The organism is Chryseobacterium cucumeris (assembly GCF_001593385.1).
In the GTDB taxonomy this organism is placed as follows: Bacteria; Bacteroidota; Bacteroidia; order Flavobacteriales; family Weeksellaceae; genus Chryseobacterium; species Chryseobacterium cucumeris.
In genome coordinates, this window is the sequence record NZ_LUVZ01000034.1 from 96727 (window position 1) to 121988 (window position 25262).

The 25262-nt window shown below is 35.7% G+C and carries 28 protein-coding genes; 1 reads left to right on the forward strand and 27 read right to left on the reverse strand.

Annotation, left to right across the window (positions count from 1 at the left end; all coding sequences use genetic code 11):
* Positions 1–222: 222 nt before the first annotated feature.
* From A1704_RS15585 to A1704_RS15715, 27 genes are all read right to left on the reverse strand, one after another.
* The gene (locus A1704_RS15585; RefSeq protein WP_062674974.1) at positions 223–1401 is read right to left on the reverse strand and encodes an acetyl-CoA C-acyltransferase; all 1179 of its coding nucleotides are present in this window, start codon (positions 1399–1401) and stop codon (positions 223–225) included.
* Between the two features lie 57 nt (positions 1402–1458).
* Positions 1459–1869, reverse strand: coding sequence for a hypothetical protein (locus tag A1704_RS15590; protein WP_062674975.1), 411 nt, complete (start codon positions 1867–1869; stop codon positions 1459–1461).
* A gap of 2 nt (positions 1870–1871) precedes the next feature.
* Positions 1872–2276 carry a hypothetical protein gene (locus tag A1704_RS15595; protein WP_062674976.1) on the reverse strand — a complete coding sequence of 135 codons (405 nt, stop codon included), beginning with the start codon at positions 2274–2276 and terminating at the stop codon, positions 1872–1874.
* A 298-nt stretch (positions 2277–2574) separates the two neighbouring features.
* On the reverse strand, positions 2575–3957 hold the full coding sequence (locus tag A1704_RS15600) for a nucleoside permease (protein ID WP_062674979.1): 1383 nt from the start codon (positions 3955–3957) through the stop codon (positions 2575–2577).
* Positions 3958–3979: 22 nt separating this feature from the next.
* The gene (locus A1704_RS15605) at positions 3980–4579 is read right to left on the reverse strand and encodes a bifunctional nuclease family protein (RefSeq protein ID WP_062674981.1); all 600 of its coding nucleotides are present in this window, start codon (positions 4577–4579) and stop codon (positions 3980–3982) included.
* Positions 4580–4770: 191 nt separating this feature from the next.
* Positions 4771–5718, reverse strand: a complete 948-nt coding sequence (locus A1704_RS15610) for an electron transfer flavoprotein subunit alpha/FixB family protein (protein WP_062674983.1) — start codon at positions 5716–5718, stop codon at positions 4771–4773.
* A gap of 40 nt (positions 5719–5758) precedes the next feature.
* The gene (locus A1704_RS15615; protein WP_034697635.1) at positions 5759–6505 is read right to left on the reverse strand and encodes an electron transfer flavoprotein subunit beta/FixA family protein; all 747 of its coding nucleotides are present in this window, start codon (positions 6503–6505) and stop codon (positions 5759–5761) included.
* A 150-nt stretch (positions 6506–6655) separates the two neighbouring features.
* Complete coding sequence (locus tag A1704_RS15620; RefSeq protein ID WP_062674986.1) at positions 6656–7363, reverse strand: SDR family oxidoreductase; 708 nt, start codon at positions 7361–7363, stop codon at positions 6656–6658.
* Between the two features lie 79 nt (positions 7364–7442).
* Positions 7443–8366 carry a T9SS type A sorting domain-containing protein gene (locus tag A1704_RS15625; RefSeq protein WP_062674989.1) on the reverse strand — a complete coding sequence of 308 codons (924 nt, stop codon included), beginning with the start codon at positions 8364–8366 and terminating at the stop codon, positions 7443–7445.
* Between the two features lie 211 nt (positions 8367–8577).
* The gene (locus A1704_RS15630; RefSeq protein WP_062674991.1) at positions 8578–9498 is read right to left on the reverse strand and encodes a T9SS type A sorting domain-containing protein; all 921 of its coding nucleotides are present in this window, start codon (positions 9496–9498) and stop codon (positions 8578–8580) included.
* Positions 9499–9698: 200 nt separating this feature from the next.
* Complete coding sequence (locus tag A1704_RS15635; protein ID WP_062674992.1) at positions 9699–11078, reverse strand: dipeptidase; 1380 nt, start codon at positions 11076–11078, stop codon at positions 9699–9701.
* 158 nt (positions 11079–11236) lie between these two features.
* Positions 11237–11509, reverse strand: a complete 273-nt coding sequence (locus A1704_RS15640; RefSeq protein ID WP_062674994.1) for a hypothetical protein — start codon at positions 11507–11509, stop codon at positions 11237–11239.
* Positions 11510–11646: 137 nt separating this feature from the next.
* Positions 11647–12807 carry a class I SAM-dependent methyltransferase gene (locus A1704_RS15645; RefSeq protein WP_082798798.1) on the reverse strand — a complete coding sequence of 387 codons (1161 nt, stop codon included), beginning with the start codon at positions 12805–12807 and terminating at the stop codon, positions 11647–11649.
* Positions 12808–12951: 144 nt separating this feature from the next.
* The gene (locus A1704_RS15650; protein WP_062674996.1) at positions 12952–13392 is read right to left on the reverse strand and encodes a DinB family protein; all 441 of its coding nucleotides are present in this window, start codon (positions 13390–13392) and stop codon (positions 12952–12954) included.
* A gap of 9 nt (positions 13393–13401) precedes the next feature.
* Positions 13402–13851, reverse strand: a complete 450-nt coding sequence (locus A1704_RS15655; protein ID WP_062674998.1) for a hypothetical protein — start codon at positions 13849–13851, stop codon at positions 13402–13404.
* A 15-nt stretch (positions 13852–13866) separates the two neighbouring features.
* The gene (locus tag A1704_RS15660; RefSeq protein WP_062675000.1) at positions 13867–15030 is read right to left on the reverse strand and encodes a methylmalonyl-CoA mutase family protein; all 1164 of its coding nucleotides are present in this window, start codon (positions 15028–15030) and stop codon (positions 13867–13869) included.
* A gap of 102 nt (positions 15031–15132) precedes the next feature.
* On the reverse strand, positions 15133–15489 hold the full coding sequence (locus tag A1704_RS15665) for an FtsB family cell division protein (RefSeq protein WP_034697620.1): 357 nt from the start codon (positions 15487–15489) through the stop codon (positions 15133–15135).
* 3 nt (positions 15490–15492) lie between these two features.
* Positions 15493–16107 carry a uridine kinase gene (udk, locus tag A1704_RS15670; RefSeq protein WP_034697618.1) on the reverse strand — a complete coding sequence of 205 codons (615 nt, stop codon included), beginning with the start codon at positions 16105–16107 and terminating at the stop codon, positions 15493–15495.
* 209 nt (positions 16108–16316) lie between these two features.
* Entirely contained in the window at positions 16317–16622 is a 306-nt protein-coding gene (locus tag A1704_RS15675) for an ATP-dependent Clp protease adaptor ClpS (RefSeq protein ID WP_099049883.1), read from the reverse strand.
* A gap of 10 nt (positions 16623–16632) precedes the next feature.
* Entirely contained in the window at positions 16633–17991 is a 1359-nt protein-coding gene (locus tag A1704_RS15680; protein ID WP_062675002.1) for a hemolysin family protein, read from the reverse strand.
* A 272-nt stretch (positions 17992–18263) separates the two neighbouring features.
* Positions 18264–19127, reverse strand: a complete 864-nt coding sequence (gene atpG / locus A1704_RS15685) for an ATP synthase F1 subunit gamma (protein WP_062675004.1) — start codon at positions 19125–19127, stop codon at positions 18264–18266.
* A gap of 76 nt (positions 19128–19203) precedes the next feature.
* A complete protein-coding gene (gene atpA, locus A1704_RS15690; RefSeq protein WP_062675006.1) occupies positions 19204–20781 on the reverse strand; it encodes a F0F1 ATP synthase subunit alpha in 1578 nt (525 codons plus the stop codon).
* Positions 20782–20797: 16 nt separating this feature from the next.
* Positions 20798–21337, reverse strand: coding sequence for an ATP synthase F1 subunit delta (atpH, locus tag A1704_RS15695; RefSeq protein ID WP_062675009.1), 540 nt, complete (start codon positions 21335–21337; stop codon positions 20798–20800).
* 2 nt (positions 21338–21339) lie between these two features.
* Positions 21340–21837 carry a F0F1 ATP synthase subunit B gene (locus A1704_RS15700; RefSeq protein ID WP_002979110.1) on the reverse strand — a complete coding sequence of 166 codons (498 nt, stop codon included), beginning with the start codon at positions 21835–21837 and terminating at the stop codon, positions 21340–21342.
* Positions 21838–21920: 83 nt separating this feature from the next.
* Positions 21921–22115: an ATP synthase F0 subunit C gene (gene atpE, locus A1704_RS15705; protein WP_002979108.1), complete on the reverse strand. Its 195-nt coding sequence runs from the start codon at positions 22113–22115 to the stop codon at positions 21921–21923.
* A 47-nt stretch (positions 22116–22162) separates the two neighbouring features.
* Positions 22163–23260 carry a F0F1 ATP synthase subunit A gene (gene atpB / locus A1704_RS15710; RefSeq protein WP_062675011.1) on the reverse strand — a complete coding sequence of 366 codons (1098 nt, stop codon included), beginning with the start codon at positions 23258–23260 and terminating at the stop codon, positions 22163–22165.
* Between the two features lie 59 nt (positions 23261–23319).
* Positions 23320–23691: a hypothetical protein gene (locus A1704_RS15715; RefSeq protein ID WP_041461471.1), complete on the reverse strand. Its 372-nt coding sequence runs from the start codon at positions 23689–23691 to the stop codon at positions 23320–23322.
* Between the two features lie 177 nt (positions 23692–23868).
* Between A1704_RS15715 and ffh the strand changes: the two genes are divergently transcribed.
* Positions 23869–25230, forward strand: coding sequence for a signal recognition particle protein (gene ffh / locus A1704_RS15720; RefSeq protein ID WP_062675013.1), 1362 nt, complete (start codon positions 23869–23871; stop codon positions 25228–25230).
* The last annotated feature ends 32 nt before the right edge of the window (positions 25231–25262 follow it).

The following is a 25262-nucleotide window of genomic DNA, read 5'->3' on the forward strand; positions in this document are numbered from 1 at the left end:
AATAATTGTAGGGTATTGAAATAATTCAGCAAAGTTTTAATCTTATTTTATACTTTTTAAAGGTGATAAGGTATTAATCAATGCTTTCGTCTGTGTCCGTAAAGGCCAGACGGTTCATATGATCAATCTGAATGTATGATTGAAGACAATATCATTCTATTCTGCAACAAAAAATCGGGGTCTTTGTACCCCGATTTGTATATTTTAAATTGTATGTCTCAATTATAAGTTTTCAATCACAATTGCAGAAGCACCGCCACCACCATTACAGATAGCTGCAGCTCCGTATTTCGCATTATTTTGCTTCAATACGTTGATCAATGTAACAATGATTCTTGAACCTGAACTTCCCAGTGGGTGTCCTAATGCTACAGCACCTCCGTTTACGTTTACTTTAGCAGCATCTAATCCTAAGATTTTGTTGTTAGCTAATCCTACTACTGAGAAAGCTTCGTTGAATTCGAAGAAATCGATATCTGAAACTTCTAATCCTGCTTTTTTAAGAGCAATAGGTAGAGCTTTTGCCGGAGCTGTTGTAAAGTTTTCAGGCTCCTGTGCTGCATCAGCATAAGAAACGATTTTTGCTAGAGGCTTCAATCCAAGTTCTTCCATTTTTTCTTTGGAAACAAGGATCAACGCAGAAGCACCATCGTTCAGAGTAGATGCGTTTGCTGCTGTTACAGTTCCTTCTTCTTTTTTGAATACCGTAGGAAGTGTTGAAATTCTATCGAAGTTTACTGCTTTGTATTCTTCATCTTCCGCAAAGATTACTGGCTCTCCTTTTCTCTGAGGAATAGAAACCGGTACAATTTCTTCGTTGAATTTACCTTCGCTCCATGCTTTTGCTGACCTTTTGTAAGATTCTACAGCGAAGTTATCCTGATCTTCTCTTGTAATATTATAGTCTGTAGCACATTTTTCTGCACATACTCCCATATGTACTTTGTTGTATACGTCTGTAAGACCGTCAAGCACCATTCCGTCAAGCATTTTGATATCGCCTAACTTTGTAGCCACTCTTGCATTGTAATAATGAGGAACTAAAGACATGTTTTCCATACCTCCTGCAACAATTACTTCTGCATCACCAGCTTTAATAGCCTGAGCTGCCATTGTTACAGCCTTCATTCCTGAAGCACAAACTTTATTGACTGTAGTAGAAGGTGTATTGATTGAAAGACCTGCTCCTAAAGCAACCTGACGAGCCGGCGCCTGGCCTTCTCCTGCCTGAAGAACATTTCCCATATAGATTTCCTGAACCTGATTAGGATCTAAACCGATTTTATCTAATGCTCCTTTTACAGCAGTTGCTCCCAGTTTTGTAGCCGGAACTGTTGATAAGCTTCCCATAAAACTCCCCATAGGCGTTCTTACCGCGGAAACAATGAATACTTCTTTCATGTATATAATTTTTATTTAGCTGAAACGGAACAAAGATTCCGTTTTTATAGTTAGAATTTATTTTACTTTTACGTATACTATATCAAATTGAGTTCCTTCAATTTTGGTATTCACTTTCAGAATATTATCCTGAGTAGCTACTATTTTATTATTGAAGACATCTCCTATCTGTGCGGGGTCATTTTTATCGGATTTCTCCAATACGATTGCTTTATAATTGCAGTCATCCACAAAAACCAATGTCGATTTGATAAAGTCTTTTCCATTATTGAAATATTCGGTTTGAACATTATCTTTAATGGTCATATACCATATTGCTTCCGGGTAATTGGGCCTTACAAACGTTCCTTCTTTTATATTTGTACATTTAGGCGGATTATCCGGTTTTTTCTGTCCCGTTGCCTGAGCTTGAATCTGTGTAGCTGCTGTCAACAAAATTCCTGCTGAAAAAAGTGTTAAGAAGTTCATGTTTATATTTGTGTTCTGTTGTTAACTTTTTTATTTCCTCCTGCAAAAACCATCAGAAAAGCGCCTAAAAATTCTACAGCCCAACCCCATTTCAGTTTAACAATTCCGGCAAAAGTTTCCTGCCAGGATTTGAATGGTAAAAAACTAAAATATTGCAGCGACTGCATTTTTACAGCAACCAGGGTAAATCCGAATAAAAGAATAAGCAGAATACCAAAAAACCTTACGATTTTGGAACTGTTATTTACAATTCCAAAAACAGCACAAGCAGAAAAAATCCAGCATGCTATAGCCAGATAATGATCAAGCTTCCAATAGTTCCAGTTCCCTATTACAGGCACATGTACCAAGGGTAGAAAACTACCTATAATTACTAACAGTAATCCTAATAACTGAATATTTTTCATATTTACTAAAGTGCCAAAATACAAAAAAAAACACACTTTTAAAGAGTGTGTTTTAAAAATAGAAATTCCGTACCCGAACACTTGTTAGCTACAAAAAAGATTCAGTATTTTTAACTATTTTACAAATAAAAACAAAATTTATTATCAAATTAAAAATAACCACTTGCAGTTTATATCACGATAGAACTCCATATTTTTCTTCTGCAAAGCTTTATCGCATAAAAGGATATCTGAAAATAAAAAAATTGCATTTTTGAAAAAAAATGCAATTTAATATCTTAGTAAATATAAGTTTCAATTAGTGTTTCACTGATGAAACATCTTCCGGGTTATGTTTATGTTTAAACAGTACGGCAAAGAAAACCGCCAGTATTAACGCATAAATTGCAAAAGAAAGCCATATCTGCTGCCAGTCTTTTACCATCACCACAGAGGAAAGGGTTCCATCTGAATTGACAGCTGCATTGAAGCTTTTCTTTAAAATGTTCAGGAAAGTAGGATTATCAGGGGTTGTCTGCAGGTAAGCAGAAAGATCTGAAGCCGTAGAAAACTTGTGGGTAAAGAACTTATCAATAGCCCATCCTGCGGCATAACTTCCGAAAACCGCTCCAAAACCGTTGGTCATCATCATAAATAATCCCTGAGCCGAAGAACGTATCTTTTTATCAGTAGTTGTTTCCACGAAAAGGGATCCTGAGATATTAAAGAAATCGAAAGCCATTCCGTACACAATACATGAAAGAATGATTAATGAAAGTCCAAATCCGTCCGGAACACCATAAGCAAAGAATCCGAATCTTAACACCCAGGCCAGCATAGACATCAGCATTACTTTTTTAATTCCAAATTTCTTTAGGAAGAAAGGAATTGCCAAAATAAACAGTGTTTCTGAAACCTGAGAAATTGACATGATAATGGTAGATCTCTGTACTACGAATGAGTCTGCATATTTAGGGAAATTAGCAAATTCACTTAAAAATACGTCACCATATGCATTGGTAAGCTGAAGAGCAGCTCCCAAAAGCATTGAAAACATAAAGAATAATGCCATTTTATAGTTTCCAAAAAGCTTAAATGCATTTAAGCCTAATTGCTCGGATAACGGCGAATTTTTGTCAATCAGTTTTTGAGGTGGACATTTTGGAAGTGTAAGGGCATAAATGCCTAAGAAAATGGCTACAACACCTCCGATATAAAACTGACCTTCTGTTGCTTTATTTCCACTAAGGTTGGTGATCCACATGGCAACAATAAAACCAATAGTTCCCCACACACGAATCGGTGGAAAGTCTTTCACTACATCCAGATTGTTATTTTTCAGGATTGTATAAGAAATTGAATTGGCCAATGCGATGGTAGGCATGTAGAAACACATGGCCACAAGCATTACCGAAAAGAAGGAATTCGGATCTGCAGAATGAGGCAGTATAAAAAGAATAACCCCATAAAGAATGTGTAATACTGAAAATATACGCTCCGCATTTACCCAACGGTCAGCGATAATTCCAGTAATGGTTGGCATAAAGATAGAAGCAATTCCCATTGTTCCGAACACAGCTCCAAACTGAGTTCCATCCCAATGTTTTGTGCCAAACCAGAAGTTTGCCATCGTAATCAGCCACGCTCCCCAAACAAAAAATTGGAGAAAACTGAGGATGGTCAGTCGTAATTTTAAATTCATAGTTTATATAAAAAGTATCTCTTTAATCAATTTTCTTTTTCCTCCTCTTGATTTCTTCCTGGATTTCAAGAGCGGTATCATAGTCTTCTTCTTTAACGGCTTCATCTAATAATTTCTGAAGCTCTTCCATAGAAAGAGATTTTAAGTTATCTTCTGTCTGTACAGTTTCTGAGAATGATTGTTCTTCTTTTGAAACGTCTTCCAGTTCCAGTAAAATTCCTGCTTCGTTTAAAACCTGCTGCGTTGTAAATATTGGCGCATCAAATCTTACGGCCATGGCAACAGCATCTGAAGTTCTGGCATCTAGGATCAGTTCTTCTTCTGTTACTTTATTTTTAAAGTTAATATTTGAAAAGAAAACTCCGTCTACAATCTGATAGATGATGACAGAAATTAACTCATAATTGGCAGAAACTATAAATTTTGTAAATAAATCATGAGTAAGAGGACGCGGTGGATGAATATCTTTTTCCAATCCGAGAGAGATAGACTGGGCTTCGAAATTTCCTATAACAACAGGTAATTTTATGTGTGTTTCTTCATGTTCCAATAACAATGCATAAGCCCCCGACTGGGTCTGGCTGTACGATATTCCGCGAATAATTAGCTGCTTATAATCCATAGCTACAAATATAGATTAATTTTTTATTGTGTTTTCACTTTTTTACGCAAAAATAAAAGCCCGGAAAGCCGAGCTTTTATCTGTATAGTTGATGATTGTCAAACGTCAATAGTAAATTTTGTTTCGCAAGTGATTTATTTAATTAAAAATCGACGAGCAAAGCGAGAATTGACTATTCACAATTCACTTTCTTATCCTTTAATTGCTTTAATTTTCTCTGTTAGTGCAGGAATAATCTGGAAAGCATCTCCTACTACTCCGTAGTCAGCAGACTTGAAGAACGGTGCTTCAGGATCACTGTTAATTACTACGATAGTTTTTGAAGAGTTAACCCCTGCAAGGTGCTGAATCGCTCCTGAAATCCCTACAGCAATGTAAAGATTCGGAGAAATTGCTTTACCTGTTTGTCCTACGTGTTCTGTGTGAGGTCTCCATCCGATATCAGAAACTGGTTTAGAACATGCTGTAGCTGCTCCTAAAACGTTTGCCAAATCTTCGATCATTCCCCAGTTTTCAGGTCCTTTCATCCCTCTACCTGCAGAAACAACAATTTCAGCTTCTTTAAGGTCTAATTTACCTGAGCTCTGCTCGTGAGAGATCACCTTAGTATCTTCATTCGCTACCGATAAGTTTTTCACTTCTTCTGAACCTGATACTGCATTTTCTTTAACACCGAAAGCGTTTTGAGAAACAGTAACGATTACTCCGTTCCCTTCTGCTTTTGCATGCATGAAACCTTTTCCTGAGAATGCTCTTCTTTTTACCTGGAAAGGAGAAAGGCTTTCAGGAGCTTCCAATGCATTGGTAATTAAAGAATAGTTCTTCATCACAGCAAGCATAGGAGCAATGGAAGAAGCGTCAGTAGTGTGAGGGAAAACTATAATATTTCCGTCTGCAACTTCACTTACAGCCTGTGCAAAAGCTTTTGCTGAGAAATTTTTAAGACCTTCGTCTTTGATATTGATTACGTTTGATGCTCCATATTTGTATAATAAATCTGAAGAATCTGTTGGATTTACAGAGATTGCCGTAACGGTATCTCCTGCTTTATCAGCGATAGCTTTAGCATAAGAAACTGCTTCAAAAGCTGCTTTTTTGTAAACTCCGTTTATATTTTCTGCGTATACGAATACTGCCATTGTTTTACATTTAAAATTTAAAGATTGAAAAATTTAAAGATTAGATTACTTTAGCTTCTTCGTGAAGTAATCTTACCAATTCATCAAGGTTATCCGGAGAAACCATTTTCACAGCAGCTCTTGGCGGAACGCTGTCATAAGATACTCCCTGAACTTTTACTTCTGAAGAAGAAGGTTCTACTACCTGCAAAGGTTTTGTTCTTGCAGACATAATTCCTCTCATATTCGGGATGATAAGATCTTTCTCATCTACTAATCCTTTCTGACCTGCAATAATTGCCGGTAATTTTACAGAAATAGTTTCTTTTCCTCCTTCAATTTCTCTTACTGCAGTAGCTTCGCTTCCGTTAACGTCTAATCCTACTGAAGCGTTTACGAAAGGTTGGTTTAATAACTGAGCCACCATTCCAGGAACCGAACCTCCGTTATAATCGATAGATTCTTTTCCGCAAAGGATAAGATCATATCCTCCGTTTTGAGCTACAGCTGCAATTTCTTTTGCTGTAGAATAGCTGTCTTTCGGATCAAGATTTACTCTTACTGCATCATTAGCACCAATTGCCAAAGCTTTTCTGATTACAGGTTCTGTAGCAGCATCACCTACGTTGATTACTGTTACTGTTGCTCCCTGAGATTCCTGAAGTTTAACCGCTTTTGTCAACGCAAATTCGTCTAGAGGATTAATTACCCACTGAATTCCGTTTTTGTCGAAAGCAGATTTGTCTGCTGTAAAGTTAATTTTGGAAGTAGTATCCGGAACACTACTAATACAAACTAATATTTTCATGTGTACTATTTTATTTTTTCCCTTTTGGCGCATAAAATCATGACAGTTTATGCAGAGATTTTGTTTGAATTAATTTTTGCTAATATAAATAAAAAATATATTATGCATGCATAATACTTATTAAATTATTATTCAATACATTAGATGTAGTTACTTAGCTGGTTTCGTTGCTCTAAACTCTATTTTACTTGGCAAAACTCTTGGATTCATCTTTAAAATATCCAATATAAGATTCCCCATATCTTCGGGCTGGATCTTCCAACTGTCCTTTTCAGACGGAATATTTCCGTTAAAATGAGTGGCCACAGACCCTGGCATGATCACCGTAGATTTAATATTGTATTTTCTTAAATCGATCATTGCAGCCTGTGTGAAACCTACCACTCCAAATTTTGAAGCGTTGTATCCTGTACCATTTTCAAAGAAATTCGCTCCGGCAAGACTGGAAATGGTAATATAGTACCCTTCTGTCTTTTTAAGTTCTTCCACAGAGGCTTTTAAGGTATAAAAAACACCTGTAAGATTCGTTTCTATCATATCATTCCACTCCTCTGCCGTTAGTTCATCTACGGGCTTAAAAATACCCAATCCTGCATTGGCAATAATATAATCCAGTCTACCGAACTTTTCAACGGTATATTTTACGGCTTCCTGTTCGCTTTCCAGACTTCTTACATCAGAAACAATCCCCAAAACATTTTCTGAATATTGCTTAAGTTCTTCTTCTGCCCTCATTACATCTTCTCTTTTTCTTCCTGAAAATGCCACAGAAATGCCATTTTCCAGTAAAATTTTTGCAATCCCGAAACCTATTCCTTTGGTTCCTCCTGTTATATAAGCTGTTTTATGATCTGACATATGATTGAAATTTTAATTCTCTAAAATAACAAAAACGCTCCAATTGGAGCGTTTTGCTGATCCTAAGATTTATCAGTAATTATTTTTTGATGAACTTCTCTGTGAAGTTTCTTCCTTCTGTTTCTATATTCAGCAAATAAGCTCCGGCAGACAGATTTCTAACATTTACCTGATCTCCGTTCAATGTTACATCCACTCTCTTTCCAGACATATCATATGCTTCAACATGTTTGATTTTGTTAGGCGTTGTGATTTTTATAACATCCGTAGCCGGGTTTGGATAAATAGACAGTTTTACGTCATTTTTAACAGCGTCTTTTGTAGACAAGGCTGCTTCATTATTAATTTTGATATTATCGATATAGGCAGACCCTCCATAATTATCATGTACAAAATCCATTCTGTTAATATTGTTATTGCTGAATGGTTGTCCTGTATAAATTAGAGCATCATTCAGGTAATATTGGATTCCTGTAGCCGTAGAAACTATTTTTACCCTGTACCATGTATTGGCATTCCAGGTTTGATTGGTATCGACTAAATTATTTGAACCCGCTGTTGCAATCAGAATGCTTCCATCATAAGAAAAATCAATATAAGTAACAATTCCTCCTGTTCCTACGGTATTTACTGTTCTAAAAACGAAATCTGAACTTGATGTACTTTTTTGGGTAAGTCTCACATCAAATGATTGGGTAAAGCTATTGTATGTTAATGGTGTAGTGAAGGTATAGAAACCACCCATTACAGGACTCTGTTGTGGTCCGTAAGCTGCGTCTGTTGTTATTTTAAAACTGTTTGACCCCTGGCTTGCCATTTCAGCGGATACCAATTGACTTGTCAGATATACTGGCGGTGTAGCTCCATTATTAGTAGTAACCCAGCCCTGCTGCCCGTTAATGTTTCCTGCAGTATATCCCTCACTGGCTTCAAAAGAAATAGTTTGTTGAGCAAAAGATGATATCGAGATCAACGAAATTGCGAAAATGTAAAGTTTCTTCATGATATTTTTTTAGTTTCAAGCAAATATATACGTTTTAAATCTAAAAAGCAAAATATATGAATATTTTACGTATATTATAAAATTAACATAATATTTTTAACTAAAAATAATAAAGATATTAAATCCAAGAACAAACAATAATTCCGAAAAATCATCCACAAATACACTAAAACGCTAAAAAGAGCACATGTTTTCAGAGGTATGAAATAATTTATCTGATGATCACTTTTTCAGTAAAATTTCTTTCTTCAGTTTTTATATTAACCATATATATTCCTTTGGGTAAGCCTTTTACCTCTATTTTATTATGGTTTATTTCAGTCTTTATCAGCTTACCAGTTTCGTCGTAGAGTTCTATACTTTTTACTTTGGCAGCAGCATTAATATGGATGAAATCCGTTGCAGGATTAGGATAAAGAGATATTTTTTTAATATTTGCATTGGAATCCTGAACACCCATTGTTCCCAGCTCGCTATTAATTTTAATATGATCAATATAAGCTGACCCCAAAGAATTATTATGAACAAAGCGAAGCTGGTTTATATTCAATGAACTTGCTGCTACACCCGTATAGATCAGCAAATCATTAAGATAATACCGGACATCCGTAGCGCTTCCCACTACTTTTAACCGATACCAGGTATTTGACAGCCAGATGGAAGGTGCAACAATAAGGTTCTGTATACCAGATAACATATCCAGGATCTTTACTGACCCGGTTTTTCCAAAATCTACCCTTACGACAAACTGGTCATCAATACTGTTTACAGCCTGAAAACCAAAATCAGACCCGTTGAGTTGTGACATATTGATATCGAATGATACAGAAAAATTATTGTGAGCAAGGGGAACGGACAGATTATAAAAACCTCCGATGATTGGCTCAGCCTGCGTTCCATATGTATTTTCTTTAACAATTCTCAGAGAACGGCTTCCATCACTTGCTTTATCTAAACTGATAGTTTGATGGGTAACATTTTCCGGTACACCTCCTGTGGGAGTACTGATCCAGCCTGCCTGTCCATTGACATCTCCAACGTTGAACCCCTCAATAGGTTCAAAGGATATGGCTTGTTGGGCGAAAACACAGAATGATGATAGCAAAAATGCAATTGAGTAGTATTTTTTCATAGCAAATCAAGTTTTGTATTAAAAATATAAACTTTCAATGAATAGTGAAATAACTTATTGCAAATAAAAAATTAACCCATTTATTTTCAGTGAATTTAATTTTCAAAACCTTGAAAATATTTCGCTAACAATTGATAAAAGAGCAAAAAAATAAGGTATTTCTTTGCAGAAATACCTTATCATATCGTGTTTTCGATTAATTATTTTGAATAATTCTCAAAGAACAACGGAATACTTTCAATCCCTTTATAGAAATTGAACAGTCCGTAATGTTCGTTTGGAGAATGAATAGCATCAGAATCCAACCCAAAGCCCATCAATACAGACTTAGCTCCTAAAACCTGCTCAAACATTGCTGTAATCGGAATACTTCCTCCTCCTCTGTAAGGAAGAACTTCTTTTCCGAATGCTGATTCCATCGCCTGTTTTGCTGCCGCAAATTCTTTGGTATCTGTTGGTAAAACGTAAGGCATACCTCCGTGGTGAGGAGTAACTTTAACTTTTACTGTATCCGGAGCAATCTTTTCAAAATATTTTGTAAACTTCTCCGTAATTTCCTGTGGTGTCTGATAAGGTACCAAACGCATTGAAATTTTAGCAAAAGCTTTTGAAGGAATTACTGTTTTTGCTCCTTCTCCTGTATAGCCGCCCCAGATTCCGTTGCAGTCTAAAGTAGGACGAATAGATGTTCTTTCTAAAGTTGTATATCCTTTTTCCCCTTCGATATTACCCAATCCGATTGATTTTTTGAATTCTTCCGGATTGTCTTTCAATTTGTTCATTTCAGCTCTTTCCGCATCTGAAACAGTTTCAACATTGTCGTAGAATCCGTCAATGGTGATATGCCCGTTTTCATCAATCAGATTCGCGATCATTCTTGAAAGAACGTGGATAGGGTTCGGAACTGCTCCGCCGTAAAGGCCTGAGTGTAAGTCTCTGTTCGGGCCTTCCACTTCTACTTCTACGTAGCTTAAACCTCTTAAACCTGTTGTTACAGTCGGCTGTTCGTTACTATAAATGTGAGTATCGGAAATTAAGATACAGTCACAAGCTAATTTCTCTTTATTTTCATTGACCCAGTCGCCTAAGCTTACTGATCCTACTTCTTCTTCTCCTTCTAAGATAAATTTAACATTGCAAGGAAGAGCATTGGTCTTCATCATCGCTTCAAAGGCTTTCAAATGCATGAAGAACTGTCCTTTATCATCAGCAGAACCTCTTGCGAAGATAGCTCCTTCAGGGTGTAATTCAGTTTTTTCAATATAAGGCTCAAAAGGTGGCTTTGTCCATAATTCCAATGGATCTGCCGGCTGAACATCATAGTGTCCGTATACCAAAACTGTAGGTAAATTTTTATCTAAAATCTTTTCCCCGAAAACAATTGGATATCCCTTTGTGTTGCAAACTTCCACATTATCAGCGCCTGCATTTTTAAGGTGTGCTGCCACTACATCTGCACATTTCAAAACGTCTTTTTTATACGCCGGATCTGCAGAAATAGAAGGAATTCTCAATAACTCAAATAATTCATCCACGAAACGCTGTTTGTTTTCGTTAATGTAATTTAATGTCTCTTGCATTGTAAAAATTTATTTTGTTAAAATTAAAAAAAATGCCCGGCAGGAACAAACAAAAAGAAAGGATTTTCCCAACCTCGTGTTAATGAACCTTATAGTCCTCTTTTTTAATAAAAAAATGCCCTGCAGAAACAGGGCACTTATATATTTTGTACTTCTAATTAGTGTTCAGCTTTTGGTGCTTTATCAGCTTCAGCAGGTTTTGCAGCCGCAGTACTGTCAGCTTTTGGAGCAGCTGCTTCTGGTGTTGCATGAGCCTCTTCTTTATGTTCTGCAGCTCCGGCTTCATGTCCGTGAGCTTCTCCCTGAGGGTCGTCAGAATATCTTTCTACTCCTTCTTCAAGTTTCAAAGTACCTCTGTTTCCTCCTTGTGGAACTTTCTTACAGCTTACCGCTACCGTTGCAATCGCTAAACATATAACTAATTTTTTCATATGTAAAATTATTTTTTTTAAAAGGTAAAATGAAACCGCACTATTTTAACTTATTTGATCTCCAAACAGCAAACGATTTCATGCTTCAATTTTTGATTGCCCAAAAGTAAGAAATCCTGCTTTTTTCGGCAACATTTTTATACTGATTTTAATATTATTTTCCCTTTTTTGGATTGGGTAAAAATAAGATACCGGTCCCCTCCGTCTTTTAAACCATATTTCTTTTTGATTTCTTCAGGTTTTAGAGGGTAATTTTTTGTAATAATATTGAACTGTTCTTTCTTTTTAATGCTTTTAGAATCAACAGATTCCATTTCTAAAATTCTTCCGGGGAAGTTTTCAATTCTTTCGCTGGAAGTATAAAGATGGCTATTGGGATGAAGCTTTTTTAACCCGAATTTCTGAGAGATCAGATTAAAGACTCCAGCCTTCAGAATGGAATGATTGGGGATGTAAATGTATCTTTCTGGTTCAGAATATTCGGATTGCGCAGTTTCTTCTTCCCCAAATGTAAAACTAAAGACAGAGTCATTGCTTTCAAGGTTCACACAATTAAAGATGATCTTATCCCTATTTTCGTTGGAAAGAAATACGACAACCTCTTTCACGTCATTTTTCAGAGCAATAATATCCATTCTTGAAATATCCGGCAATACTGAAACAAGATATTTAAGATCAATCAACGGGGAAAGCTTTATCACCACAAGATCGGATATTGAACATAACTTTTCCTGAATTTCAAGAATATCAGGAGACAGATCTTCCAAAAGAAAAACTTTGTTTTTTTGCTCATCCCTTCTGGCTGGGTCAAGATAAATGACATCAAAGTGTTCCTGATTCTCATTCAGAAAATCTTCAAGCTTAAGATTGATAAATTTCGCCTTACGATGTAAAATGCCCCAGTTATTTTCAACAATCTCTAAAAGCTCTGTATTCTGCTCTATTAAAGTGACATTCTCAAAATTTTGAGACAGATAAAAGGCATCAATCCCAAAACCGCTTGTAAGGTCAATGAATTTATTTCCTTTTAGAAATCCTGATTTATAAAGCGCTGTTTTTTCTGATGAAGACTGTTCAAGATTAAGCTGTGGTGGGAAGAGAATACCCTCTTTTAAGAGAAACGGAAATTTTCTCTCTGCCACCTGTTTTCCTTTGATCTGTTGTACAATTTCATGCATGGAAACCTCAGGAAAAGGGGATTTTTTTAGTAATAATGAGTGCAGATCTGTTTTTAGATTTGCATTGATATAGTTTTGAACGTCTTTGTTTAACAGTTTATTTCCCACAGATTCTGCCACTTCTTATATTCATGTGTTTAAAATGCTTCGACTCCGCTCAGCATTACAATGCTAATGCTAAATGCCTAATTTACTATTGAGAGATTAAGACAGTATAATTAACCGTGTCATACTAAGCGGAGTCAAAGTATTACTATCTTAAAATTATCTTTTATAAAAAATATAGTCAGTCAATACCGGTGTTATACCTTTCTGTTTAAGCAAAGAATTGATTTGCCCTCTATGATAGGTAGAATGATTTACTGCATGAAAAAGCATTTCAAAAATGGTATTTTCAAACTTTGCTCCTCTTGAATTCTGATATTCTATCTTTGTGTCCACATCAAAATTGTTAATAATATCAATGCTTTTAAGAAAGTTCTTGTGATTGGTTTCTACCAAAGATTCAAAGGGATTGATCTGCCATACTTCAAAGGTTTTCTCCCCCAATATCCGGGCATTCCAGATCTGTTGTGCATTAAGAGTATGATTAATGAGATTGATTGTTTTATCATCTACAAGTTCTCTGTTTTCAGAGATTACTTTAATCATCTCAATATTGAAATGATAGGTGAATTCAAATAAATCTATCAGTTTTTCTTTCATTACTAAAAACTATAAGCTTTTTTCTTTATATAGCGTCAACACATTTGGAGATCTAATATCAATATCTGTAGGGTTTTTATTTTCAAAGTCGAAAAATATTAGAAATTCATTCTCATTAACAAATTTAATAAGTCCGTTTAAAAATTTACTTTCTTCAAGTTTATTATTAAAATCATTGTACGATGCAATTAAACTAAATTTTATAATTTTTTTTGAAAAATCCGCAGCATATTTTACCTGTGCAACTTTACCTTTATTGGGTCCGTCAGGAATTATATGATTTCTACCGTCAATATTCAATCCATCAAGTTCTACTTTTACAAAACCGTCTGAAAAAAATGTAAATGAGCCAGCGTTTCCGGCATCTGTTCCTACCCATTTTCCATACAAATCTTTCTCAGTTTGAGAAAAACATAATCCGAAAAACAATAAAAGGAAAATTAGGAAACTTTTTTTCATGGTGTTATGGATGTTCTATTCAAACATTTCAGCCCAACGAACGGCTTTTATTTCTTTTTCATTGTAAAGATCTCCAATAGACTTTTTAACGTCTAATTTAGGGTACAAATTCACTCCGATCAGCTTTATTTTCCCTTCTTCAATCCATTGCTGTTCTTGAATCGCGTGATCATAGATTTTTTTCTGAATAACTCCCTGTTTCAACAATTCAAGATATCCTCCAGCTTCTTCAATCTCAACAAATAAATCCCATGCTTTTTCAGCAAACTGCTGGGTAATATCTTCCACATAATAACTTCCGTTGGAAGCATCTTCAAATACGTTGATAATACTTTCGTAAGCCAGAACAATCTGTTGTTTGAATGAGATCTCTTCCGAATTATCTGTACTTCTGTCAACAAGATAATTGTTAGAGAAAACAGCATCTGCCCCGCCAATCATTGCAGAAGCAAGCTCTAGTGTAGAACGGATAAGGTTATTTTCGTTGTCAGCAACTGCTTTATTTCGCAGCGAAGTCTCGGCAAAGATGTAAGGAACTTCGTCCAGTCCGTATTCTTTGGAAAGCTGGTTAAAAACGATTTTAAAAGCTCTCAGTTTGGCCATTTCAAAGAAATAACCACCTCCTACGGCTATTCTGAAAATTAGTTTACTTAAAACTTCAGCACCATAAGCTTCCACCAATTCCTTAGCTTTTGCAAGGGCAATTCCAAGCTGTTGATAGATAGCAGCCCCTGCATTCTGATGGAAGGAAATATCTACACAAATATTTCTTTTAAATTCTTTGGCCAGCAATTCTTTTACCAGCTGATCATCAATAGTTCCTTCTTTTTCATTAAAGACATCAATCAGCGAAAAATACTGATCTTCTTCTTTAGGGCTGATATGCCCTGCAAGATCTTTATTATTTACAAAAAGAGTTTTCTGATCAAGGTTTTCTACATTCTGATCTAAAATAAATGCAAATACTTCTTCTTCCAGACTTTCATGATATCTCGCTACCAAATGGGTGCTTTCTTCAACTCTTGGCAGGTTGACCAGAGGTTTCTGAACCTCTGTGTAAAAAGGCTTCACCTCTATTCCTTCCAGATTTTGTTTCTCTAGAACAAGGTAAATATCCTCTGTTTTAAGCTGTTTTTTAACTAGATTTTCCCAGTTTGAAAGTATATCTGTATTTGACATTAGTTTTTTATTTGTGAATGGTCAATGGTGAATTCTGCTTCTCAAGTGAATTTTAATTTTAAAAATTCTTTTCATCATTAACGTCATTCTATTCAACTTTTATTACTTTTTAGCTACTTTTGTGCTGTCTACTACCAGAATAAAGATCTCTTCATTCGGTTTTTTCATAAAATAATTTTCTCTCGCATACTTTTCTTTTTCTGACTTGTTATTCATCAGTTTTTTATAAAAAGCATCGTTTTTCTCGTATTCTTTTTTGTAATAATCCAGCTGATCTTCATATTTATGAATCTCACCATTCAGTTCATTAATAACAAGAAATGAGGTTTTATCGAAAAAAATCATCCATACCAAAAACAGACAGATCGTAATGGTATACTTATTCAAAACATATTTCTGGATAAGTTTGAATGTTTCAGATTTCGGCTGAATGTCTTTGATAAGGTTGTTTTCTTCCATTTTTTAATGTTTTTTCAACGAATTTTTAATAACGGTAGTTAAAAAATCAATCGCTACGGAATTCTGTTTCATATTAGGGATAATAAGATCTGCATCATTTTTAGACGGCTCAATAAATTCCTGGTGCATTGGTTTCAATGTGGTCTGATAACGGTGCAATACTTCGCTCAGATCTCTTCCTCTTTCCTGAGTATCTCTTCTGATCCTCCTGATAAGCCTTTCGTCAGAATCTGCATGAACAAATACTTTCAGATCAAATTCTTTCAGCAATTCTTTGTTGGTTAAAACAAGAATTCCTTCTACTACCAATACGTTTTTAGGTTCTACAGTGACATGATCTCCTGTTCGGGAATGGGTAACAAAGCTATAAATCGGCTGTTCAATAGACTCATTATTTTTTAAAGCTTTTACATGTTTTATCAGTAAGTCAAAGTCTATAGATTTCGGATGGTCATAGTTTAGAGCTTCTCTTTCCGTTAATGTAAGACCCTGGTTGTCGTGATAATAATTATCCTGAGAGAGGATATTCATTCCCTCAATATCAAGCTGCTGAAGTATCTTATCAACAACTGTAGTTTTGCCGGATCCTGTACCACCGGCAATTCCTATTACAAGCATTGTTTTTTTGTTTCTTTATAGTTGGTACAAATATACTATTTTAGATAAAATGTGACAATGTAAGAGTATTGAGAATTTAAAAGATTAAAGCATTTAAATATTAAAATATTTTCGGGAAAGCTGTCAGTCTTTATGATTTATTGTTATTACTCAAATTTACGCTCTTGATTTAATAAAAAAATCCGACAATTACTTTGTCGGATTTTATTTTATACGATTTCGCTTGTTAATTCACGCGAAATTAATTTTTCGTGCATAGGCTTCAAAACGTCCATTGAGCCGGTTTTTACGGTACACTTGCCTTTATAATGAACAAGGATTGTACATTGTTCAGCCTGTTCCAGGGTATGTTTGCATATTTCGATCAGACAGTCTATTACATAATCAAAAGTATGAATATCATCGTTATGCAGTACCAGTTTATAAACTTCATCCGTATCATCTAAAACGAGAACTTCTTCTTCGTACTGACGTTTCGGGTTTTCGTAATCTTTTATGCTGTTATAAAAATTCATTCTCATTCTTTTAAACTTCTCCTATTTTGTCTGCCAGATTATCTATAGCATTAGGTTCCTGATAAATCAGTTCCACAAGTTCCACACTCTTGTTATTCATTTTAAGAATTTTGAAGTGATAATCTTCAAGATCAAACTCCTGGTTTTCTTCAGGAATTTCTTCAAGCTCATAAAGAATAAATCCTGCTAGTGAGTTATACTCGCTTTCTTCGGAAAGAGGAAGTTTTTTAGGAAGGAATTCGTTGATTTCGTCCAAAGGCTGAGTAGCCTGTACCCAATAGGTATTGTCCGCTATTTTATCAACAATTTTTTCTTCATCATCTTCTTCATCCTGAATTTCTCCCACAAGTTCTTCCAGAATATCTTCGAGTGTAATAATTCCTTCTGTTCCACCAAATTCGTCGATAACAATAGCAATATGTTGTTTTTTAAGCTGGAAAGTCTTCAGTAAGTCTGAAACTTTTTTACTTTCCACCACGAAGAAGGCATCACGCATTAAATCTTTAAGGTCTTCATGATCCAGATCCCCTTTTCTCTTCACAAATTCTCTTATAATTTCTTTTGTGTAGAAAATTCCGATCACATTGTCAATGGAATCAATATAAACGGGAATTCGTGAGTAACCGCTGTCCATTATTTTGTTGATAATATCATTGACATCTTCCTCAAAGTCTATGGAAGTAATATTCTGTCTTGGAACCATGATCTGCTTGGCAGAGTGATCTGTAAAATCAAATGCATTTTTAATGATCTCATAGTTCTCTTCTTCAATCTCACCACTGTCTGCACTTTGTTTTACCAGAAGCTGAAGTTCTTCCGTAGAGTGAATTTCCTGTTCGGAAGCGGGATGAATTTTTACGAGTCTTAAGAAACCATTTGACATGGAGTTCATTAACCAGATAAACGGTTTAAAAATCGTATAGAAAACTCTCAACGGAACTGCTGTTGCCATTGTCGTTGATTCAGATTTTCTGATGGCGATTGATTTTGGTATAAGCTCACCAAACACAATATGCATGATGGTAATCAATACAAAACTTGTCACTACCGAAATGGTAGTAATGGTTGTCTGAGTAAGATTAATGCTTAAAGACGTGAAAATATTTTCGACAATATGATGCAGGGCACTTTCTCCTACCCAACCAAGGGCAAGGGATGCCAATGTAATTCCTAATTGTGTAGCGGAAAGATATTCATCAAGATGTTTGATGATATGTTCTGCCTGCTTAGCCATAGAGTTTCCTTCTGCAGCTTTTAACTGAATTTGTGAATAACGAACTTTAACAATTGAAAATTCTGCGGCTACGAAGAAGCCATTTAGTAAAACAAGAAATAAGGCCAGCAAAAGCCTGACTATGTCCGAGTCCATTTAGAGGTTGTATAAATTTTATTAGCTACAAAGATATGTAAAATAAAAATAACCTGCCTGAATCTGGGATTGATTATTTCGATGAAGGAATTTTCTTAAGAAAATATGGCTTGATATAATATAGCTATTTTTAAATAAAAAAAATAATTGGAACAGCTACTCATTTTCTGATAAAAATGGGATTTTTGAATAGTCAATGGCTGTTTCAGCCCTTTATAAACACAAAAGCACCGAAATGATCGGTGCTTTTAATTGTATGATAAAATAATTCTTTATGAATTTTTCAAAGCTTCTGCTCCGGAAACAATTTCCAGGATTTCGTTGGTAATTGCAGCCTGTCTTGCTTTGTTGTAGAAGATCACTAGATCATTCTTTAAAGCCTGAGCGTTGTCTGTTGCTTTGTGCATTGCCGTCATTCTCGCTCCGTGCTCAGATGCTACTGAATCTAAGATGGCTTTGAAAACCTGAGTTTTGATAGACTTTGGAATCAAATTGTCCAGGATTTCAGCTCTGTTAGGTTCAAAGATATAATCTGTTTCAACCTGTGGCTCAGTGTTTTCCGGCATTGAGATTGGAAGAAGCTGTTCTGTAGTTACTTCCTGAGTAGCTGCATTCACGAATTTGTTATAGATAACATAAACTTCGTCAAATTTACCTTCTTTGAAGCTTGTCATTACTCCTTCAGTGATATGAGCAACAGCATCAAAGTTCAGATTATCATATACAGTACTTCCGTTAGTATATACCGTACGGCTTTTTCTTACAGCATCATATACTTTTTTACCTACAGGAAGAACTTCAACCTCGTACTGGGCGTTGTTCTGAAACTGAAGGTTAAGCTCTTTTACGATAGAAGAGTTAAAAGCTCCCGCAAGACCTCTGTTTGAAGTAACAGCGATGAATAATACTCTTTTAACCTCTCTTTTCTGAGCATATACAGAAATCTGATCAGGATCAGAGCTAGAATTTACATTCTGGATAAGCTCCTGTAATTTTTCAGAATAAGGTCTTAACATTACGATTGCGTCCTGTGCTTTTTTAAGTTTCGCTGCGGAAACCATCTTCATAGCACGTGTAATCTGCATCGTAGATGAAATTGACGTAATTCTGCCTCGTATTTCTTTTAAGTTTGCCATTAATTTGGGTTCAAAGTTTAAGGTCTAAAGTTTAAGGTTTAAAACACTATATTTCAAACCTTAAACATTGAATTTTTTAGTTGTATTTAGAAGCTAAATCGTTAGCCGCCTGCTTAAGAACACCTGTAATATCGTTATCGATTTTTCCAGCCTTAAGCGCAGCCATCGTATCTGGGTGCTTAGACTTAAGGAACTCGATATATTCGTGTTGGAATTCTTTAATCTTGTTCAATGGAACGTTTCTCATTAAGTTTTCTGTTCCGGCGTATACGATCGCTACCTGACTTTCTACAGGAAGTGGTGCGTTTACCGGTTGCTTAAGGATTTCTACGTTTCTTTCTCCTTTAGAGATTACTGCTAAAGTAGAAGCATCAAGGTCAGAACCGAATTTAGCAAACGCTTCTAGTTCTTTATATTGAGCCTGGTCAAGCTTCAATGTACCAGATACTTTCTTCATTGATTTAATCTGAGCATTACCTCCTACCCTTGATACAGAGATACCTACGTTGATTGCAGGACGAACTCCTGAGTTGAATAGATCAGACTCCAAGAAGATCTGTCCGTCAGTAATAGAGATTACGTTTGTAGGGATATATGCAGAAACGTCACCAGCCTGAGTTTCGATAATTGGAAGGGCTGTTAATGAACCACCACCTTTTACAATTGGCTTAAGAGATTCTGGCAAATCGTTCATTTGCTTAGCAATTTCGTCATCAGCGATTACTTTTGCAGCTCTTTCCAATAGTCTTGAGTGAAGGTAGAAAACGTCTCCAGGGTAAGCTTCACGGCCCGGTGGTCTTCTCAATAGTAGAGAAAGCTCACGGTAAGCAACAGCTTGTTTAGATAAATCATCATAAACGATAAGTGCCGGTCTACCAGTGTCTCTGAAGAACTCACCGATAGAAGCTCCTGCCATTGCAGAGTATACCTGCATTGGAACCGGATCTGATGCGTTAGCTGCAACGATTACCGTATAAGCTAAAGCTCCTTTATCAGAAAGTGTTTTAACGATTTGTGCTACAGTAGAAGCTTTCTGACCGATAGCAACATATATACAATATACTGGTTTACCAGCATCAAAGAATTCTTTTTGGTTGATGATCGTATCGATAGCAACAGTAGTTTTACCTGTTTGTCTGTCACCAATGATAAGCTCTCTCTGACCTCTTCCTACAGGGATCATCGCATCAATTGCCACGATACCAGACTGTAAAGGCTCAGTTACCGGCTGTCTGAAGATAACTCCAGGAGCCTTTCTTTCCAATGGCATTTCGTATAAATCCCCAGTAATAGGACCTTTACCATCGATTGGGTTACCAAGAGTATCTACTACTCTTCCTAACATACCTTCTCCTACTTTGATAGAAGAGATTCTGTTTGTTCTTCTTACTGTATCACCTTCTTTTACTAATTTACTTTCACCAAGTAGAGCAACCCCCACGTTGTCTTCTTCAAGGTTAAGTACAATACCTTCTACATCACTAGAAAATTTCACCAACTCTCCGTATTGTACGTTTTCTAACCCGTATACACGAGCAATACCATCACCGATGGTTAAAACTGTACCTACTTCCTCAACGTTGGATTGAGTATCGAAGTTGGCCAATTGCTGTTTTAAGATCGCAGATACTTCTGCCGGATTTATTTCTGCCATTGTATGGTTGTTTTTCTTAATTTAATTGGAAATCTTTTTTAACTTGGTTCAATTTTGTCTTCACAGATGCATCTATCTGCTGGTCACCTACTCTCAGAACATATCCTCCAAGAATTTCAGGCTTCACATTTACTTTCAGATCAAAGTTTGAATCAGCATTTACAAGATGGGTAGATCTTAAAATCTGGTCAAGGTTTTCTTTTGAAAGCGGAGTTGCTGTTGTAAGTGTCACTCTCTGTATACCACTAAGGTCTTCAACTTTGTTGATGAATTCCTGAGCGATATTTTTCAATTGGTTTTCACGTCCGTGCTTAATAACCAATCTGATCAGGTTCTGAGAAGAAACAGATAAACCTTTGAAAATTTCGTTTGCTACTTCTATTTTCTTTTTAGAATCGATATAAGGAGTCATGAAAAATTTATTTAAGTCCGCAGACTCTTTCATGATCTTTACTACATCTTTCATTTCAGAAAATACAGTAGCCGTTTGACCTGATTCGTTGGTGAAGTCAAGTAAACCTTGTGCGTATCTTTTAGCTACTTTAGATGTAAGCATTCTTAGTTAAGGTTTGATTTGTTTAAATAATTTTGAACTAATTCGTTTTGAGCTTCGCTATTGTCCAGCTTTTGCTTCAAGATAGACTCAGCAATGTTTACAGATAAAGTACCGATTTGAGTTTTGATGTCTGCCATTGCAGCATTTTTCTCAGCGTTGATAGTCTGTTTAGCAGCTTCGATCATTTTGTCTCCTTCAGCTTTAGCAACATCTTTAGCTTCCCCTACGATTCTGTCTTTAATCTCTCTGGCTTCTTTAAGGATCGCATCTCTTTCGATTTTAGCTTCACGAATGATTCTTTCGTTATCCTCTTTTAAAGTTTCCATTTCTTTTCTAGCTAATTTAGCTTGATTAAGAGCGTCAACAATAGATGTTTCTCTGTCATTGATAGACTTTAAAATAGGTTTCCAAGCGAATTTACCTAACAAAAATAATAATGCTAGAAAAATAACAGACTGGATAATAAATAATCCTGATGAAAACTGATGAATTAATTCCATTATATAAATGTATAAATAATTATTACTTTTTTTAAAGAACCATTACCTGTAACCAACCGTCACAGATAATGGTCTGATTTTAATTAGTTTACTGCAAATAGAGCAGCAAACGCAACACCTTCTACAAGTGCAGCTGCGATAAGCATAGCTGTTTGGATTTTTCCAGATTGCTCAGGTTGTCTAGCGATAGCTTCAAGAGCAGCAGCTCCGATTTTACCAAGACCGATACCTACACCTAGTACTACGATACCAGCACCTACAATTTTAGGGATTTCCATAATATATAATTTTAAAAAATTTGTTTTACTTTAATTTATAATTTCAATTAGTGAGCTGCATGATGTTCGTGCTCGTGCTCTTCTACTGCCATTCCAATGAACAGCGCAGATAACATAGTAAAGATATAAGCCTGTAGGAATGCTACCAATACTTCCAGTAAATAAATTACTAATGTTAAGAATGGGAATGCAACACCTGCGATAAAATTCTTGAATACGTAAATCAATCCGATCAAACTCATTACTACGATGTGTCCTGCTGTCATGTTAGCGAAAAGTCGGATCATCAATGCGAATGGCTTAGTGATTGTTCCTAATAATTCGATTGGAAGCATGATCAACTTCATCGGAACCGGTACTCCTGGCATCCAGAAGATATGTTTCCAGTAATCTTTGTTCGCTGAGAATGTCGTAATCAAATACGTAAGAATAGCCAGGAAGAATGTCATTGTAATATTACCTGTAACATTAATTCCGAAAGGCATTAATCCAAGAACGTTAAGGAAAAGAATAAAGAAAAACACTGTTAATAAATACCCCATGAATCTCTTATACTTATGTCCGATATTAGGAATAGCAACTTCGTCTCTTACAAAGATAATTAATGGTTCTAAGAATCTTGCTGCTCCTGTAGGAACTGCTGACTTCTTATAAGATTTAGCCATTCCAACAAATAACACAAACATAAAGATTGACACTAATAAAATAATCAATACACTTTTTGTAATAGAAAGATCTAAAGGTTTCACGTTAGTTGGATGACCGTCTTCACCAAGTGTTAAAGTTCCAGCTGCATCAGTCTTATAGATTTTCTCATGGTGCAACAAATAAAAAGAACCATCCACTTCAGTAGGCTCACCATGCATAAACCCTTCTTTGTTACTCATGAAAGAGTGAAAACCGTTATCATAGATAATAACAGGAAGAGGGAAACCGATGTGGTGACCATCTTTATCAACCATCAATGTGAAATCATGTGCATCTAATAAGTGATGATCGATGAACTCCTTGTTTTCTTTGCTTACTTTGTCTTTCTCTGAAAGCTCTTGAGCAGGAGCTGCCCCAGCAGTAGCTTCACCATGCTGTGCAGACACTAAGTTTAATACAAAAATACTGTAGAATAAAACTGCGAATTTCTTAAACATTGATAGGTTTTTTTCGTTGTGCAAAAATATGATATTTTTTCTAGTTTCAATAAATAATTTTACTGTTTTTTATCATGATTAATCAGCTTGATGGCATAGTACGTAAGCAGTGCTGTCAGGACAAAATAAGGCATGATAAAATGGAATTTGTAGCCGGGAATCACTTCAAAGTTCAGTTTTTTTCTGATTAAGTACATCAAACCGAATTTTAAAAGGATCAAACCAATAACAGACAATCCTAAAAATTCCGGTGCTACTCTATTGATTAAGATAATAAGGGTGATCATCATCATAAACATGACACTTAAAAAAAGGTAAAATTTAATGATCACTATCTCATCCAGGTGAAAAACAAATTTCCATAGGGAAAAATGCACCAGGAAGGTCAGAAAAAATAAAACGACAACAAGAATATTGGGATTAATTTTCATTCTATATTTTAATTGATCGCAAAAATAGACTTTTTCTATCGTATTATACTATGATTTGATATTTATCATTTTTTCTTCTTTGTAATAATATTACGTATATATATAATATTACGTGTTCAAACACTTTGGATATCCTAAAAATTCCTTATTTTTGCAAACCTATAATTTACAATAAATATGTTTAATAGTTTACAGGATAAATTAGACAAGGCATTACACAATATTTCCGGAAGAGGAAAAATTACTGAAATCAATGTGGCGGAAACCGTAAAGGAGATCCGTAGAGCATTGGTAGATGCCGACGTTAACTATAAAGTTGCGAAAGATCTTACAAAGAGAGTTCAGGATAAAGCATTAGGAGAAAACGTTCTTACTTCCCTTACTCCGGGACAGCTGATGACGAAAATTGTTCATGATGAACTGGTAGACCTAATGGGAGGTTCTCAGGAAGGAATCAATCTTTCAGGAAAACCTACTGTAATCCTTATTGCCGGTCTTCAGGGATCTGGTAAGACGACTTTCTCAGGAAAGCTTGCTAATTATTTACAGACAAAAAGAAATAAAAAACCATTATTGGTAGCATGTGACGTATATCGTCCTGCAGCAATTGACCAGCTGAAAGTATTGGGTGGACAGATCAAAGTTCCTGTTTATACCGAAGAAGGCGCTACCAATCCATCTACTATTGCTGAAAACGCTATCAATTTCGCAAAATCAAACGGTCATGATGTTGTGATCGTGGATACAGCAGGTCGTTTAGCTATTGATGAGCAGATGATGAACGAGATCAAATCCGTACATTATTTCATCAAACCTCAGGAAACACTTTTCGTAGTAGACTCCATGACAGGTCAGGATGCTGTGAATACAGCAAAGGCATTCAACGATGCTTTGAACTTTGACGGAGTTGTTTTAACGAAACTAGATGGTGATACCAGAGGTGGAGCTGCACTGACAATCCGTTCTGTTGTTGAAAAACCAATCAAGTTTATCTCTACAGGAGAAAAAATGGAAGCTTTGGATCTTTTCTATCCGGAAAGAATGGCAGACAGAATCCTGGGAATGGGAGACGTTGTTTCCTTAGTAGAAAGAGCTCAGGAGCAGTTTGACGAAGAAGAAGCTAAAAAACTTCATAAAAAAATTGCTAAAAACGAGTTCGGTTTTGACGATTTCCTTAAGCAGATCAATCAAATCAAGAAAATGGGTAACATGAAGGATTTGATGGGAATGATTCCTGGAGTTGGAAAAGCGATTAAAGACGTAGAAATCAGTGATGATGCATTCAAGCATATTGAAGCCATCATCTACTCTATGACTCCTGAAGAAAGAAGAAGACCTTCTATCATCAATACACAGAGAAAAGGAAGAATTGCTAAAGGTTCCGGAAGAAAAATCGAAGATGTGAACCAATTGATGAAACAGTTCGATCAGATGGGTAAAATGATGAAGATGATGCAGGGACCTCAAGGAAAGCAAATGATGCAGATGATGAGCAAAATGCCGAATATGCCTGGAATGGGTGGAATGTTTGGAAAATAAGAAAATCAAAAATCATTCATAAAAAAACTCTC

Coding starts and splice junctions, on each gene's coding strand:
- A1704_RS15585 (WP_062674974.1), bottom strand. CDS start 1,401: ATGAAAGAAGTATTCATTGTTTCCGCGGTAAGAACGCCTATGGGGAGT.
- A1704_RS15590 (WP_062674975.1), bottom strand. CDS start 1,869: ATGAACTTCTTAACACTTTTTTCAGCAGGAATTTTGTTGACAGCAGCT.
- A1704_RS15595 (WP_062674976.1), bottom strand. CDS start 2,276: ATGAAAAATATTCAGTTATTAGGATTACTGTTAGTAATTATAGGTAGT.
- A1704_RS15600 (WP_062674979.1), bottom strand. CDS start 3,957: ATGAATTTAAAATTACGACTGACCATCCTCAGTTTTCTCCAATTTTTT.
- A1704_RS15605 (WP_062674981.1), bottom strand. CDS start 4,579: ATGGATTATAAGCAGCTAATTATTCGCGGAATATCGTACAGCCAGACC.
- A1704_RS15610 (WP_062674983.1), bottom strand. CDS start 5,718: ATGGCAGTATTCGTATACGCAGAAAATATAAACGGAGTTTACAAAAAA.
- A1704_RS15615 (WP_034697635.1), bottom strand. CDS start 6,505: ATGAAAATATTAGTTTGTATTAGTAGTGTTCCGGATACTACTTCCAAA.
- A1704_RS15620 (WP_062674986.1), bottom strand. CDS start 7,363: ATGTCAGATCATAAAACAGCTTATATAACAGGAGGAACCAAAGGAATA.
- A1704_RS15625 (WP_062674989.1), bottom strand. CDS start 8,366: ATGAAGAAACTTTACATTTTCGCAATTTCGTTGATCTCGATATCATCT.
- A1704_RS15630 (WP_062674991.1), bottom strand. CDS start 9,498: ATGAAAAAATACTACTCAATTGCATTTTTGCTATCATCATTCTGTGTT.
- A1704_RS15635 (WP_062674992.1), bottom strand. CDS start 11,078: ATGCAAGAGACATTAAATTACATTAACGAAAACAAACAGCGTTTCGTG.
- A1704_RS15640 (WP_062674994.1), bottom strand. CDS start 11,509: ATGAAAAAATTAGTTATATGTTTAGCGATTGCAACGGTAGCGGTAAGC.
- A1704_RS15650 (WP_062674996.1), bottom strand. CDS start 13,392: ATGAAAGAAAAACTGATAGATTTATTTGAATTCACCTATCATTTCAAT.
- A1704_RS15655 (WP_062674998.1), bottom strand. CDS start 13,851: ATGAAAAAAAGTTTCCTAATTTTCCTTTTATTGTTTTTCGGATTATGT.
- A1704_RS15660 (WP_062675000.1), bottom strand. CDS start 15,030: ATGTCAAATACAGATATACTTTCAAACTGGGAAAATCTAGTTAAAAAA.
- A1704_RS15665 (WP_034697620.1), bottom strand. CDS start 15,489: ATGGAAGAAAACAACCTTATCAAAGACATTCAGCCGAAATCTGAAACA.
- udk (WP_034697618.1), bottom strand. CDS start 16,107: ATGCTTGTAATAGGAATTGCCGGTGGTACAGGATCCGGCAAAACTACA.
- A1704_RS15675 (WP_099049883.1), bottom strand. CDS start 16,622: ATGAATTTTTATAACAGCATAAAAGATTACGAAAACCCGAAACGTCAG.
- A1704_RS15680 (WP_062675002.1), bottom strand. CDS start 17,991: ATGGACTCGGACATAGTCAGGCTTTTGCTGGCCTTATTTCTTGTTTTA.
- atpG (WP_062675004.1), bottom strand. CDS start 19,127: ATGGCAAACTTAAAAGAAATACGAGGCAGAATTACGTCAATTTCATCT.
- atpA (WP_062675006.1), bottom strand. CDS start 20,781: ATGGCAGAAATAAATCCGGCAGAAGTATCTGCGATCTTAAAACAGCAA.
- atpH (WP_062675009.1), bottom strand. CDS start 21,337: ATGCTTACATCTAAAGTAGCTAAAAGATACGCACAAGGTTTACTTGAC.
- A1704_RS15700 (WP_002979110.1), bottom strand. CDS start 21,837: ATGGAATTAATTCATCAGTTTTCATCAGGATTATTTATTATCCAGTCT.
- atpE (WP_002979108.1), bottom strand. CDS start 22,115: ATGGAAATCCCTAAAATTGTAGGTGCTGGTATCGTAGTACTAGGTGTA.
- atpB (WP_062675011.1), bottom strand. CDS start 23,260: ATGTTTAAGAAATTCGCAGTTTTATTCTACAGTATTTTTGTATTAAAC.
- A1704_RS15715 (WP_041461471.1), bottom strand. CDS start 23,691: ATGAAAATTAATCCCAATATTCTTGTTGTCGTTTTATTTTTTCTGACC.
- ffh (WP_062675013.1), top strand. CDS start 23,869: ATGTTTAATAGTTTACAGGATAAATTAGACAAGGCATTACACAATATT.